The sequence below is a fragment of the Cryobacterium sp. N21 genome, from assembly GCF_002929575.1.
GTDB classification, from domain to species: domain Bacteria; phylum Actinomycetota; class Actinomycetes; order Actinomycetales; family Microbacteriaceae; genus Cryobacterium; species Cryobacterium flavum.
This window is the reverse complement of record NZ_PJJQ01000014.1, coordinates 1-13,716: the sequence shown is the minus strand read 5'-3', so window position 1 is coordinate 13,716 and position 13,716 is coordinate 1. Positions and strand designations below refer to the sequence as shown.

Genomic DNA, 13,716 nt, shown 5'->3' with positions numbered 1-13,716 from the left:
GGGCCTCTACAAGAACGAGGCCGTCGCGAAGAACTCACCCTTCATAACCGGTCCGCTGAAGACCCTCGCCGACGTCGAGAAGCTCACCTTCGACTGGCTGGACTGGTACAACAATCGGCGTCTACACAGCGCCCTGGGAAACATGCCACCGGCCGAATATGAGCTCCACTATTACGCTGGAACAAACGGCCCGACAAATATCGAAGCCGCCAACAAAACGGCGGCATGAAACCCGGGACGGTTCACAACTTCCGGCACGAGCAACCCACGCCCACCTGACCAACCAGCCGACATCGGCACCAACCGGACAAAAAGGTGGAACACCCGGCAGCGAGGCCGGCTCTCAGCCGCGACCGAAATCGCGAAACCCGCTCAAATCAGAATCCGGTACCCGCCACAGGTCGGCCGGTGGATCGAGGCTTAGTGAGTTTGAAGCCCCGCTGACCGCGGTGTTCTAGCTCCGAAAATGAACCATGCCAGGACACCCAGAAACGGTATGAAGAACACGATTGCGCACCACGCTAATCGAGCCATTGGTGCGATTGGTGCACGACCGATTTCAAGAAAAGCCACGATTATGACGGTGATGAATCCAGCAATGGCGAGAATGCCTACAGCGAACTCCGGGGTCAGAAAATTCATGGTCGATCCCTCCGTTTCTTTGCTTCCATACTCCCAGCCCAGATCGAGAAGTCAACTTCTCACCCCTGAGCCAGGGCCCAACTTCGGCTTACCCTGATGGGTTGACCCACGCAACAAGCGTCCTTGCGCAGCTCAGAATCGTGTGAGTATGCTGGAAATCACGGCGCAAACATACATTACTGATGTGAACAACATGTAAGGGGAAAAATGATGTTAACGAAGTCATTGAAGGGAAGACGCGGAACAACAGCCGCATTGATAGTTGGATTTGTAGGAGCTGCAACAGTGCTTGGTGCTCCGGCGGCCATAGCAGACGAGCCAACACCCAGCGAATCACCGATTACGGTCACAGCAGCCGAGGACTTGGACAGCTGGATGGAGACGCTCGCGGTCCCGGCAGATGAGCGGGCCGCGCTACTCCTGAAGTTGGAAAACGGACAGCCTTGGGACTCCTTGAACCCATCGGCCACCTTTTCTACCGAAGAGATATCGCTAAGCGGTCTCCCGGTTGAGAAGCGCACGTATGCCGACGGCTCCGTTTCCGTTACCGGTGTGGCAGCGTCAGACTCATCAACCTCCATCGACGCCCTTATTGAGCCAAGTGCCCAGGGCGTTGCAGTTCCGTTCGCCAGCATCTCGGAGTGCGCCATCGCAGGCGCTGCCGGGGACACGATTTATAGTAATTGCTACGTTTTTCACGGTACGGGCATCGTCACCCTCAGCTTCCGGGCGGACTACATTACTGGCGGCGGCACGACCCCAGATTCGGTCTCGAACCCTTGGGACGAAGCTAACCTTCTAGTCGGCTATTCGCTGGCGGGAGAATCGCTGAGCATCACCCGCGCAGCTGAAACGTCTACTCTGCCTGCGGAAATTCGCTACCGTGTGCAAGGCACGCTCTTTGGTCCCTTCCCGACGACCATGGAAGTGAGCCTGCGCCTTCAGGTGAAGGATGGAATCGCGCAAGCGACGGTGTGAGGCGTAGGTCCGTATCTGCGGCTCGGTTAACTCCAGAGCGCTGGCGCGCCGCCAGATCTCCGGATGAACTCACGCACCAAGAGCCGACCATGTGAGGCGGTCAGTTTAGCCTCGATCCACCGATCGGGATTGGGATCTAACGGCGCGTTAAACCGAGAATACCTCTCGGTATCAGGGAAAATGTAGCTTGTCTAGAGCACAGTTTCAACGATTCGGGAGGCATCTCGTAGATGCAAGTTTCTCACACCACTGGCGCTGTTTCGGCCTCCTTTGACGACCCGAACTTGGTGTCGGCGGCAGGCCTAGTCCCAATCATGAAATTGGCCGCCACGGCAGACTTGCAGACCCTCACCGATCAGTGGCTCACGGTCCCGACCGACAAGGGAGCCAACGCCGGCCTCAAAGTCGCCTCGCTGGTCGGCGGCATGGTCGCCGGCGCAGACTCGATCGACGACATGCGATCCTCAGACACGGTGGCATGCGCAAAATCTTCACCGCCTGCTACGCCACCTCGACACTCGGATCGTTCCTGCGATCGTTCACGTTCGGGCATATCCGCCAGCTTGGTGCTGTCGCCTCCCGGTTCGTTCGCAACCTCGCCGCAGAAACACCACTGCTCACTCACGACAGCAGCACCGACGGCTACGTGTTCCTTGACGTGGACGACACGATCATCGAAGTCCACGGTTACCAAAAGCAAGGATCCGGCTACGGCTACTCCGGCGTGCGTGGTCTCAACGCCCTCCTGGCCACGGTCAGAACTGAGGAGTCCGCACCGATCATCATCGGACGAAGGCTGCGCCGCGGTGCCTGCGGTTCACCGCGCGGCGCCCGCCGAATGGTCAGCGACGGCCTCGCCACCATTAAACGCCTCCGCGGCCTCGAAAAAGCGCGCGTGCTCTTTCGCGCTGACTCCGCTTTCTACGGGCACGCCCCATCAGCGCCGCTCTCAAAGCCGGCGCCGACATCTCCGTGACGGCCCGGATGGACCCTGCCGTGAAGACAGCCATCGAGACGATTCCCGCCACGAGCTGGACCGCCATTGAATACACCAACGCGATCTATGACGCGGTCACGAAGACGTGGATTAGCAACGCGGAAGTCGCCGAAATTCCCTTCACGGCATTCAAATCGCGCAAGAAGAGCGAGCACCTCACTGGTCGTTTGGTCGTGCGACGAATTCCCGAACTGAACAAGAAAAACACTGACCAGCCCACCCTGTTCGACACGCACCGGTTCCACGCTTTTTTCACCACCAGCACCCTCGACACCGTCACCGCCGACAAAACCCATCGCGCCCACGCCGGAATCGAGCTCGTCAACGCCGACGTCAAGAACAGTGCCTTGGCTCACCTGCCCTCGGGGGTCTTCACGGCCAACGCCGCCTGGCTCGTCCTGGCAGTGATGGCCTTCAACCTCACCCGCGCCGCCGCGACGATCGCGGGCAACCGCCTCACCCGCGCCACCACCGCGACGATTTGTCGAAAATTGGTCAGCGTCCCCGCACGCCTCTCCACCTCAGCACGGCGCCTCACGCTGCATCTGCCCCAGGCATGGCCCTGGGAAAAACCGTGGGCCACGCTTTTCACACACAACTTCCGGCACGAGCAACCCACGCCCACCTGACCAACCAGCCGACATCGGAACCAACCGGACAAAAAAGTGGAACACCCGGCATCGAGGCCGGCTCTCAGCCGCGCCCAAAATCGCGAAACCCGCTCAAATCAGAATCCGGTACCCGCCACCGGTCGGCCGGTGGATCGAGGCTAAGCACTCGCTGTTGCTTTCTGGGGAGGATGCCCCTCGGGAGGTGTCAAGTGAGGCTGACCTGACGAAGCTGATCTCAGTCGAGAAACAGCGCATCACTGGAGACTCGGAGCTGATGGTGCGCCTCGGTGGCTTGGAGAAGGCGCTCAACGCAAACCAGGCCACGCGAGACTTCTTCAAATTTGTGTCCGATCGTCCGGAGCTGCTTGCGGAGTTCGATAACACCGATCGATTCAAGGAGAAGCTCTGGGTCTCTTATTTCAAAGTGCACGGCGAATTGTTCGCTGAGGCAGTGGATGCTCACAAGTCGTCCAAGGAGCGGCGGAAGAAGATTCTCGAAACTGCAGCGGCACTCAGTGGGAAACCGTCATTGAGCTGTTCAATGAACGGTTTGATGTGCCGTTCACGCTGGTGCCCCGGAACCGGGTGAAGGTCATGCTCGCCCAGGAGCCTTTCCTAACGATTGACTTTGACTTCATGGATGGCGGAGGGTCCACGCGGGTGGATCGAGAGCATCTTTTGCGGGTGCTCAGTACCGGCGAGAAGAAGACGCTTTACATCCTGAACATCCTTTTTGAGGTCGAGGCGAGGAAGAAGTCGGGGGAGCTAAGTCTCTTTGTTATCGATGACATCGCTGACTCTTTTGACTACAAGAATAAATACGCGATTATCCACTATTTGAAGGAGATGGCAGCGGAGACAAATTTCCGGATGGTCATCCTGACTCACAATTTCGATTTTCTCCGCACCATTTACGGCCGCGGTGTAGTGAGCTGGGGCGAGTGCTTCATGGCTGAAAAGAGTGCCGAGCGCGTCAAGTTCAGCAAGATGAGCGGGAATCTCATCACCAACCCTTTCGAGGGTGATCTCAAGAAAAAGATGTTCACCAGCGCCCTTGAACGAATTGCCTGTATTCCGTTCGCTCGGAACATCCTTGAATACAGTCGCGGGAGCAAAGATCCGGACTACCTTCATTTTGACCGCGCCTGTTGAACGTGCACCATTACCTCGCCATGCCGCAGGGTCGAGCGGTGTGATTGGAATTTTGGCGTTCATCGGTGGTCTGTTCAGCATTAATCCCACCGCGGTGCATGATGGGGGGATGCTTGACGTGTTGTGCACCGCCTCCGAGCTGGCAGAATACGGTGAAGTGCACGTTGTAGGGGATCGGCTGGAGCGACTCGCGGTCACGATCACCCCGAATTTCTACGGCACCGAGTTGGACGAAATCGAGTGGGTCTTCGATCGCTTCGCCCAGGTCGCGAGCGGTGGGCGCAAAACTGCAACGATCTCGGGGGTCATCGTCTCCATCGACGCGGTTTATGTCAGCTTGACCCGAAAATCGCGGGGCTGGGCGCCGGCCGGGGGAACAGCGACGCTGGAACGGCTGGAGACGACCGCCGCCACCCGTCGGCCGGAGCGCCGGATTGCGTGGGGGGCGGCATCCGCGCCGGATGAGCACGGTCACGCGAATCGAACGGGATACCCGGTATTCGAGGAGGGCGACGAGAGCTTCACAGGTTGGGTCATCACCCTTGCCGACGAACACGTTCGTCTCGCGGATGCTGTCTGACGGTCGATAAGGACGAATGCGCATCCTTCACCGGACAACCTCACCAAACCCTGGGTTTTACTGACCGTGCGAAGTGGGTTAAAACAAGCCAGCCTTGGGCTTTGGCATTGTTGACGAAACGTTGGTTCTCGTCCTTGTGTGCGGCGAGGGTCGCCGCGTCGTCCTTCCTCACCGTCTTTACCTTTGCAATAGTCGATTGCGCATCGAACCGCTCAAGCCGTGCGCTATCGGATCCGCTTACGGGCGTAACCGGGGGACATTCAGTGTTGCGAGAAGGCCACCACTTAGCGCTGCGATTCACAGCCCTCGGTGTACTGCTCAACACCTAGCCAGTATTCTGGGTCTTCTCCTTCCAGCCGGCATAATCGGAACCGGTCTCAGTCGGTGTAATAGCGAAGTTCCCGTAAGCCGGACGTCGAGCGCGGCAGATGTGGGGCAAAACACCTGGCGGCTGAGTGCGCCGACCTTGTGTCACAGGGGAACCCTTATCGGAACTGTTTGAGAGCTTCGTTGTACCGCTCGTGATCGTCACGGGTCTCATCCGTCACGAGGAGCGTGTGCTGTCCGATGACGCGCGTGTAAGAGCCTTGGCAAGGGATGGTGACAATTTTCGTCAGCCCGGCTTGCCAGGCGGGGATCAGCGCGCTGAGCGACAACCGTTCCGGATCATCCGCGAGGGAAGTCGGGCGACGCTGCGTGCGTGCTTGGAATTGTGATCGATTCCACGTCTTCTTTTTCTCCGTAAAGGCTTCGTCGCCGAAGGAGCTCTTCCAGGACGGCCCGACCATGTTGGCCAACAGGTTGGCGCGCTCGGGTGACCCGTCCAGAGTGTGCTGGAGCTGGTCGAAGATCGTGCTGTCTTCGAGCAGACCGGCGTGGTGAATGCAGGCGTTCCACATCCCCGGCCACGCCTCCACCCACGCTGCGGGCGCGTCGGTCGATCCGGTCGGTGCGTGTGCGCGTACCGAATCGTCCGACAGGAGCGAAGGAAGGTCCTCGCCGACCGGATTCAGATTCCACGCTTCTCGAACCCAGAGCAGATCAACCAACGAGTTCGGGTCATCATCGACGGTGATGAGCATGTCATGAGGCCAGGGGTTCCCCGGCATAGGTACAGATGAACGCAAAGTTTCCCCCTTCAGAGCGGATGTCGGACAGTCTCGCAGAGAACCTTCTCCGAAGGGGAACCCTCACCGGCTGCTTATTTGGCAACCCTCTGCATCCACTTTGAGGGGATGTCTAAAGGCTCGAACCCGAACTTGGAGTAGAGGCCGTGCGCATCCCCCGTTGATAAAAGCATTCGCTTCAGATCCAACGGCTCGAATTCATTAATAACTCCCTCGATGAGGGCGACGCCGAGGCCATGCCCACGCACTTCAGGGTTCACAAAGACGTCGCAAAGCCAAGCAAACGTGGCTCCATCCGTGACGACGCGCGCATAAGCAACTTGTTGACCTGAGATGGTTTCGTAGACACCGAAGTTGCGAGATGCATCGATCGCTTGGTCCTGCGTTGCCCGAGACCTTCCCTTTGCCCAATAACTTTCCTCGCTGAGCCAGCGGTGCACTATTGCGCGATCGATGTCGGAAATGTCGGCAGAGAAACGGTAAGTCGAATCCATCCCACTATCCAACTACAACCTCTCGAGCCAATCGAACAGCCGGTCGTGAATGTCTGGCACACCTATGTAAGCGTTAGAGATTGGTTCGCAAGGGCAGGAGCTGCGCGGTGGAGCCTGCCGTGGATGGCTGCCCCGTAAGCCGGACCTCTTACGGGACGCTCAACACGGTGAACCAGTCGGCGTCCGGCGTCTCTGCAGATCAGCAAAATCAGGCCATAGAGAGTCGCTGCCACCAGCACGGTGACCCTTCCCGAAGCCTCATCCGTCCAGTAGCTGTCGAATCACTCACGAACTGCGTTGATGCCCGTAGCGCTCCGCCATCTTCTCGGAGAGCAGCTGCGCTGCTTCCGCCGCGGTGAGTGCCAGGCTCTCACTTTCCTCAACGCCGAGTTCGTTGAGCGCCCGAACAAGATACAGCGGTAATGGCTCCCTCTGGGTCACGGTTTCGGGTGCCCCGCGGTCCGGCAACTTCTTCTCACGAACGCAGGCCCAGAACGCCTCAGCGTCAACGGCGAGCTGGGTTCGCAGAATGTGGGTCCACATCCCGGCAGAGTACGTCGACCTGTCGACGGGTCTGGAGATTCGAGTGCGGAGGATCTGCCCGCCCCAGAGCGCCAACTCATAGGTGCGGTGATGCCTGACAGGCTGTCCTGACGCGCCGCGAACGAGCTGCCACTTCTCCGCCACGCAGAAATCGTCGTGGTCCTCGCGGGTCGCGGCCGGGTACTTACTCACCGCCGCGCTCAAGCCATTCGAGGAGCTGCTCGTCGGTTGAAAGTTTGATGAGCTGCACGAGTGCCCAGTTGCCGGCGTGATTCGGAGCACGGTCCAGTCGGTCGTCCCAGTCTTCGGCGTACTCACGAAGCGACAGAGCGAGGTCAGCGAGTGCGCCGTCAACATCCGTACCCTCAGACACGAAGGGGCGACCATCCATCAACGCAATCGTGCGGTCATCTTCCCGAGTGACGCGAACGCGCGGCGATACAGTTCGAGAGAAGTATGCCCGGAGTCGATCCACCGGCATGACCGCAGAGAGCTGACCATCGCGTTGCACGGTGACGGTTCGCCCGCGCGCGGTCGCATCGAACACCTCCTTGAGATGCGAGCGCGCGTCTGTAAAGGACCTGTAATCGGCGACGAGTGGCATTTCAACCTTCCTGCGCAGGTGAACCCGCGCGTGCAAACGTACACTGAGTACGTCATGTACATGATATCTCGGTGTCACCTCGAATGGCTACCTCGGCCACGAACTCACCGCAACTGCACCCGTCCATATCGACCCAATGGATGCACACGTACCCGTAAGCCGAACCCTTCACGGGACGGGACGATGTGGTCCCTCATCCATTCGACCGAGAGGCATCCCCCAGAGGAGGGAAAGCCTCGACCGGGCCCGCGGAATCGCTGCTGGGGCATCTACTGTCGGAGCATGACAAAGATTCGTGCACAGCTGCTCCGTTTCCGCGAGCTTGCACTCGGGGTGGTGTTTTTCAGCGCCTGGTTCGTCCAGTCCTCCAGTCGCATTGTGGGCGACGTGCCGCTGCGAACGGACACATTCCTGACGAACCCATACGGCGTGTTTATTGCGGCAGGCTTCGCAGTGGCCATCGCCCTCTGCCGGGTGCGCCCCGGTACCGCACTGTCTTTGACTGGGGCCCTCCTGGTCCTGCAGTTGCTGTTCTGGCCGGCGCGCTTTAGCCAAGTCAGCTGGGTCGCCTACGTTGCACTCATTCTCATTGTGGTTGGCGTCAGCGCCTACGCCCCGTCCAGCAGGCGCCGACTACTGCTGGCACTCTCGATGGTGAGCAGTATGGCCGTGAGCGCACTACTCAACGTTCCGTTCCTCTCCTTGTCTGGAGTGTGGGGCACCATCAACGGAAAAGACGCCGCCAGTATCGAAGTCATCCAAGGATTCTCGGCCTGGACTGTGGTGGCCATCCTGCTGACCGTGGGTGCCTGGCACTTCGGATCGCGACTTCGAACAAGAATCATCCATCCTGATCCGGAACCATCCGGCGGCGGTGCCACGGAATCGGACCGCGCTGACGGAGACACGTCCTCTCCCTCACCCGATCCTCGACCTGATTTCACGGACTGGGACTCGATCGCCACGTTGTCGTCACGCGAGCGGGAAATCTTTCTGCTCGCCGCCCGCGGGCTGAGCAACAGCGACATCGCCCACAGCGCTCATATCGGCGAGTCAACGGTGAAAACACACCTCAGCAGCATCCTCACCAAACTCGGATTCACCTCCCGCGCACAAATCGTCGCCCACGCATACCAGAGCGGGCTGCTGCACTAATCGGGGAGCGTTGATATCGGCCGTGTCAACCGATGCCGCACGGGGTGGACGAGAAAACTCGCAAGCCGAACCCCCTGCGGGACAGTCGCTCAAATCCGTTAGCGTAGCCTGCATGGCTATGCACGACGATGAGTTGCACATTGACGAGCAAGTTGCTCGCCAGCTGATATCGGACCAGTTTCCCGAATGGCGCCTTGAACCTGTCCGTCGCATCGTGACGGACGGCACGGTGAACGCCATTTTTCGAATCGGTGCCGACCTTACGGCACGATTCCCGCTCCGCTCCGCTGAGCCAGCTGATATGTTCTCGGAACTCGACCGGGAAGCCTCGGCAATGCGCGAGCTGGCGACGTGTTGTCCGGTCCCGACACCGGTGCCCGTGGTTGTAGGCAATCCGGGTTACGGCTTTCCCTTGCCATGGTCTGTGCAGACGTGGCTACACGGAGCCGTGGCAACGCCCAAAGGTTTAGCGCACTCCGATATGTTCGCCCATGACCTCTCCGGCCTCGTGCATTCGCTTCGCGCCGCAGCAACGAAAGGACGTCACTTCGCGGGCTCTGGTCGCGGCGGAGATCTGAAGGACTCCGACAAGTGGATGGAACTCTGTTTCCGAGAAAGCGACGGGCTACTTCCCGTCGCTCGGCTCCGCATTCTCTGGATGGAGTTTCGGAGTTTGCCGCCTTCTGGCCGCGAGGTGATGACTCACGGCGATTTGACTCCGAGCAATCTCCTCGTCGAGGGCGACCGACTGGTTGGCGTCCTGGATGGCGGGGGGTTCGCTCCGGCCGACCCGTCACTCGATCTTGTCGCCGCGTGGCATCTGCTCGATGACGAGAGACGAGCGCTCCTCCGTAGCGAGCTGCCTTGCGACGACCTCGAGTGGTGGCGTGGAGCCGCGTGGGCGTTCCAGCAGGCGATGGGCCTGGTGTGGTACTACCGGGAGTCGAACCCAGGGATGAGCACCCTCGGGCAGACCACCTTGGCGCGCATCGTCAACGACCCAGAGTTTTCGGCGCCTACCTCCGGTAGCCCGGGAGCCCTTTAGCGGAACCTTGAACGAGACGATTGAGCGGTGAGTTGATCCACGCCTGCTGAGGCCCCCGGAGAGCACGCTATGTGACGGTCTCGATAGATGATCGACTGACAGTCTCGATAGATGATCGACACCGTATTCCTCAACGGAACGGTCGGCGCCGGCAAGTCGACTATCGCGGCCGCTCTCAGCGTCCTGATGACTGAGAGTGGGCGACACCATGCCGTAATTGACCTGGACCACATCAGACGCGCCTGGCCAACGCCCGAGGGCGACAGATTCAATCACGAACTCGAACTGCTGAATCTGCGCGACTTGGTCGTCAACTATCGGAATGCTGGTATCGAGCACTTCGTCCTCGCCGGCGTTGTCGAGCAAGCCACCGAAGTGCCCCGGTACGAAGCCGCGTTGAAGAGTCGCGGCCTTCTCCTCTGCCGGTTGGATACCGATGGTGCCACTCTGATCAGAAGACTCAGTTTGCGCCATGCCGACAACCCGACCGAGCTGGCTTGGCACCTGCGGCGCGCGGGCGAACTCGCAGCGGTCCTCCAGAGGGCGGCAATTTATCACGTCGTCGTGGACGCTTCAGGAGACGCACCAATGGCGACGGCAAGAGAAGTGATGCATTGCGGCAGTTTTTACGATCAGTGCTGGGCGACATTCGCGGGCAAAATCTGGCACGAATCCGAGCATCATGAAATCCAGCGAACGCTATTTTTGCCGCGAACGTCGGCTATGCGAGCTCACTTTGATGTCTGATTTCGGCAAGGATCCTTCGCACGCGGTGACCAAAGTTCGCAGGCGCGTTCTCGGGTAATTCTGTTACGTGCCACCACGCAACTTCCTCGCTTTCCGCGCTGGTGGACGGGGCAAGGTCTGTCCTCGCGATCGCGCCGAAGCCGATGTCCCAATGAACGGTGCACTGGGTGAAGCCGTCGCCCAGAGGGTGTCGGTCGACATCGAGGATGGCGCCGACCGGGCTGATGTCGGCGATGCCGCCTTCCTCACGGGCCTCGCGGAGGGCCGCCGAGGCAACTGAAATGTCCGTAGCCTCGACGTGGCCGCCGAGCTGAACCCAGAACTGACCCTTCTTGTGGAAGCACAGCAGAACCTGCTCAAGATTGGGGGTGAAGACGAAACAGCTCGCAGTAACGTGCTCGGCACCCCCTCGCGGTCCAGCGCCGACCCAGCAGAGTCGCCAACATAGGAAACATACTCATCACGCAGCGAGCCCTGACTCTGCCCCAGGGGTTCCCACGCATTGAGCGTGTCAATCAAATCGGTAGGGACGCCCGGAACGGTAAGTGCATCGTTGACCATGACCACACCCTACAGAGGCACCCGCACAGGGTCTCAACAACCAACCTTGACCGTGATGCAGGCCGTTTGCGGCGGGCAGGAGGCAATCGCACGAAGCAGGGATCGGGGGCTTATGCTCCCCTGCCCCCCAGAACACAACGCTGCAGGGCACCCAGAACGAGGCCAATTATCCGCAATGCTCGTTGTTTTCCTGGTTGACGAACGAAAATTTTCAAAATGATACTGGGTGGTTGATCGGATAGGTCTTACGTTTCTGCGGACCGGCCCACTAGATTATGAGCGACCGCAAGAAATCCTAGATTCAGAGCGAGCGCGCGTGGTCACTCTTTTTTCGAGACCGAAAGACGGAACTCATATGGCTATCAGCCTCACCGACCTCGAACTCTCGACCCTGGACAGCCTCATAACCCCTGTCGACCCCAAAGACGATTGGATCGTCACGGACGGCGGTTCGGCTATCCGTTGCGACCTAGAGGGTATGAGCGAAGAGCTTGCAGACGTTCCTGTAGAGCACCGATCGGCACAAACGCTGGAGGTCCTTCGGGCCTACCGAGCGGACGCGCGTGCCGCCCGATCGTCATGACCCGAATTCTGCTTCGTATTCTCAAATCATCAACAGCTGCCGTCTACTGGATTCGGTACGCGATCCCGGCACGAGTTCGTTCTTCAAGTCGCCTCCGTCACAACCTGTTCGCCGACCGAGCCGATTTGAGGACGATCACATGATGATTGATATTGCCAGCTCCGTATTCGCCGTTATCGGAATCGTTGTTTTCTCGGTCTGGTTTCTACTGACGATCGCATTTCAGAAAAATAATGGGCTCAGCCGGCTAACTACCCGGTTCGACCGGTTCACACTCATACCAAAATGGTCGTTTTTTACGCCAGATCCCGGTGCGAGCAATTATCACTTTGTTTATCGCAGTCGCGACGAGGGAACGAGTTTCAGTCCATGGGTGGAGTTGAATTTATCCCCGAGAAAAATTCTCTATCCACTTTGGAACCCTCGAAAACGCTACCGAGAGGGAATGATTGAGTTGTTCCAGCTGCTTGCACTTTCAAGTATCAACTGCTCTGCAGAGCAGCTTCAGTTCACCTCGCCGTACATAATCTCGCTCGACGTTGCGCGCACGCAACTCGGAGGTTCATTGTCTCCGCAGGCGTTCTACCAGTTTGCTTTGGTTGAAACACGCGGTCCAAGCGGAGCGTCTGTGCCACTCGTTCGTTTTTATTCGCTGACTCACCCGGTGTCATAAAGCATGTTGACAATCGAAACCGCCGCACGAATTACCGCCGTCATCGTGGGCATAGGCATTCTTCAAGGCTCGTTGCAATTGCTTTTGAGCTTGAAAGAATTCGGCACAAGCGGGATGTTTGACTGGAATAGCAGACAGATCCTCGCCAGGTCACACGGTGCATCACGTGGATGGATCGTCGGGCGAAACGGCTCAATGTGCTTACGCATTGTTGTGATTGTTCGAATCGTCTGTTCCATAGCTCTAATCACTCCGTTTCAAAGCAATCTGCTCTACGCCAGTTACGCAGCGATCATTTTGCTGACAGGCCTTTTCCTCGCCTATCAAATTCGCTATGGCAAAGATGGCTCCAACCAAATATCCGTCATCATCCTTGCGGGCTTGGTATTCATTTTCCTGCTCCCAACGTCGAGTCCTTATCAAGCCGTGGGTTTGTATTTCATCGCGGCGCAGGCCCTGTTGGCATATTTCGCTGCGGGAATATCGAAGATATCCAACGCACACTGGCGTCAAGGATCAGCGATGCAAAGCATTCTCAACACCGCTAGTTATGGACACCCCACGGCGGCAGCCGTACTTCGTAGACGACCTTGGCTTGGAGGCTTCGTCGGATGGTCAGTTATCGTGGTGGAGATCATTTTTCCAGTAGCCCTTGTCGCTCCCCCCGGCGTACTGGTCGCGCTGCTTTTCGCCGGGGCTATGCTCCATCTCGGAACAGCCGTACTGATTGGCCTCGACACTTTCTTTTGGGCCTTCACCGCGACATTTCCGGCGATCATCTTCGTGCACGGGGTTCTCCTTTGAGGATAGAACGGCAGTGACATGCCTCGACCTGTCATCGCCTTTTTCGATGAAAAGATTCTGTTGGGCTGACTAAGTATTCGTTTTCGATCTTTGCGTCCCTGAGGAGCTGATGTGCGCCGCAAATCGCCGTTCCCGTGTTCTGCATTCCACCATCACCCGGCCGGCGCATGGGGACGGCGACCGGGACACCTTCGAATCATCGTCGCCGGCTCGGTTGTCATTTCCCGAAGTCGCCTGCACAACGGCCGTGGTGTTCTCCGGGTTGTGCAGGCGAGTGTGAACACTGGCTTTTCCGTACTCCTCTGCACTACGCACGTTCAGGCGGCGGTGTCTCCGGCGCGTTGGATTGCCCGGTAGACCGTGGATCTGGCGACGCTGAAGAGTTCTGCGATCTGCGCGGTGGTGTGTTCGCCCCGTTGG

Annotated in this window: 17 protein-coding genes and 1 pseudogene; 11 read left to right on the top strand and 7 right to left on the bottom strand. The window is 58.7% G+C overall.

Annotation, left to right across the window (positions count from 1 at the left end):
- Window positions 1–229 (top strand): integrase core domain-containing protein (locus CXY77_RS00425; RefSeq protein WP_140425428.1); only part of this gene is annotated, 229 nt, incomplete at its 5' end.
- A gap of 191 nt (window positions 230–420) precedes the next feature.
- On the opposite strand, the gene CXY77_RS00420 is transcribed toward CXY77_RS00425, so the two are convergent.
- A complete protein-coding gene (locus CXY77_RS00420) occupies window positions 421–642 on the bottom strand; it encodes a PLDc N-terminal domain-containing protein (RefSeq protein WP_092342664.1) in 222 nt (73 codons plus the stop codon).
- A 375-nt stretch (window positions 643–1,017) separates the two neighbouring features.
- Here CXY77_RS00420 and CXY77_RS00415 point away from each other — a divergent pair, with 375 nt between their 5' ends.
- The 5 genes and pseudogenes from CXY77_RS00415 (at window position 1,018) to CXY77_RS00395 (ending at window position 4,960) form a co-directional block, all read left to right on the top strand.
- A complete protein-coding gene (locus CXY77_RS00415) occupies window positions 1,018–1,620 on the top strand; it encodes a hypothetical protein (RefSeq protein ID WP_092342662.1) in 603 nt (200 codons plus the stop codon).
- Window positions 1,621–1,850: 230 nt separating this feature from the next.
- A pseudogene (locus tag CXY77_RS00410) lies at window positions 1,851–3,246 on the top strand (IS1380 family transposase).
- A 184-nt stretch (window positions 3,247–3,430) separates the two neighbouring features.
- A complete protein-coding gene (locus CXY77_RS00405) occupies window positions 3,431–3,817 on the top strand; it encodes a hypothetical protein (protein WP_092342660.1) in 387 nt (128 codons plus the stop codon).
- Entirely contained in the window at window positions 3,784–4,380 is a 597-nt protein-coding gene (locus CXY77_RS00400) for a hypothetical protein (protein ID WP_104129394.1), read from the top strand. The genes CXY77_RS00405 and CXY77_RS00400 overlap by 34 nt, the downstream gene beginning before the upstream one ends.
- A 109-nt stretch (window positions 4,381–4,489) precedes the next feature.
- Window positions 4,490–4,960 (top strand): hypothetical protein, encoded by a 471-nt coding sequence (locus CXY77_RS00395; RefSeq protein ID WP_134505372.1) that lies wholly within the window; start codon window positions 4,490–4,492, stop codon window positions 4,958–4,960.
- Window positions 4,961–5,445: 485 nt separating this feature from the next.
- Here the strand turns inward: CXY77_RS00395 and CXY77_RS00390 are convergent, their stop codons facing one another.
- From CXY77_RS00390 to CXY77_RS00375, 4 genes are all read right to left on the bottom strand, one after another.
- Complete coding sequence (locus CXY77_RS00390) at window positions 5,446–6,042, bottom strand: hypothetical protein (protein ID WP_104129396.1); 597 nt, start codon at window positions 6,040–6,042, stop codon at window positions 5,446–5,448.
- A gap of 119 nt (window positions 6,043–6,161) precedes the next feature.
- Window positions 6,162–6,581, bottom strand: coding sequence for a GNAT family N-acetyltransferase (locus CXY77_RS00385; RefSeq protein ID WP_092342635.1), 420 nt, complete (start codon window positions 6,579–6,581; stop codon window positions 6,162–6,164).
- A gap of 285 nt (window positions 6,582–6,866) precedes the next feature.
- Entirely contained in the window at window positions 6,867–7,316 is a 450-nt protein-coding gene (locus tag CXY77_RS00380; protein WP_104129393.1) for a cytotoxic translational repressor of toxin-antitoxin stability system, read from the bottom strand.
- A complete protein-coding gene (locus CXY77_RS00375; protein ID WP_092342633.1) occupies window positions 7,309–7,728 on the bottom strand; it encodes a hypothetical protein in 420 nt (139 codons plus the stop codon). The genes CXY77_RS00380 and CXY77_RS00375 overlap by 8 nt, the downstream gene beginning before the upstream one ends.
- A 282-nt stretch (window positions 7,729–8,010) precedes the next feature.
- On the opposite strand from CXY77_RS00375, the gene CXY77_RS20430 reads away from it, so the two are divergent.
- From CXY77_RS20430 to CXY77_RS00360, 3 genes are all read left to right on the top strand, one after another.
- Window positions 8,011–8,883: a helix-turn-helix transcriptional regulator gene (locus CXY77_RS20430; protein ID WP_233197136.1), complete on the top strand. Its 873-nt coding sequence runs from the start codon at window positions 8,011–8,013 to the stop codon at window positions 8,881–8,883.
- 118 nt (window positions 8,884–9,001) lie between these two features.
- On the top strand, window positions 9,002–9,928 hold the full coding sequence (locus tag CXY77_RS00365; RefSeq protein WP_198412739.1) for a phosphotransferase: 927 nt from the start codon (window positions 9,002–9,004) through the stop codon (window positions 9,926–9,928).
- A gap of 111 nt (window positions 9,929–10,039) precedes the next feature.
- Window positions 10,040–10,675 (top strand): adenylyl-sulfate kinase, encoded by a 636-nt coding sequence (locus CXY77_RS00360; RefSeq protein ID WP_092342629.1) that lies wholly within the window; start codon window positions 10,040–10,042, stop codon window positions 10,673–10,675.
- On the opposite strand, the gene CXY77_RS00355 is transcribed toward CXY77_RS00360, so the two are convergent.
- A complete protein-coding gene (locus tag CXY77_RS00355) occupies window positions 10,650–11,021 on the bottom strand; it encodes an NUDIX domain-containing protein (RefSeq protein ID WP_233197138.1) in 372 nt (123 codons plus the stop codon). The two genes, CXY77_RS00360 and CXY77_RS00355, sit on opposite strands and share 26 nt — an antisense overlap.
- Before the next feature lie 937 nt (window positions 11,022–11,958).
- Here CXY77_RS00355 and CXY77_RS19755 point away from each other — a divergent pair.
- Together CXY77_RS19755 and CXY77_RS00345 are read left to right on the top strand one after the other, a co-directional pair.
- A complete protein-coding gene (locus CXY77_RS19755; RefSeq protein WP_134505199.1) occupies window positions 11,959–12,492 on the top strand; it encodes a hypothetical protein in 534 nt (177 codons plus the stop codon).
- 3 nt (window positions 12,493–12,495) lie between these two features.
- Entirely contained in the window at window positions 12,496–13,296 is an 801-nt protein-coding gene (locus tag CXY77_RS00345; protein WP_104129392.1) for a hypothetical protein, read from the top strand.
- Between the two features lie 317 nt (window positions 13,297–13,613).
- Here the strand turns inward: CXY77_RS00345 and CXY77_RS00340 are convergent.
- Window positions 13,614–13,716, bottom strand: a 103-nt coding sequence (locus tag CXY77_RS00340; protein ID WP_140425426.1) for a helix-turn-helix domain-containing protein, incomplete at its 5' end; no start/stop codon positions are given.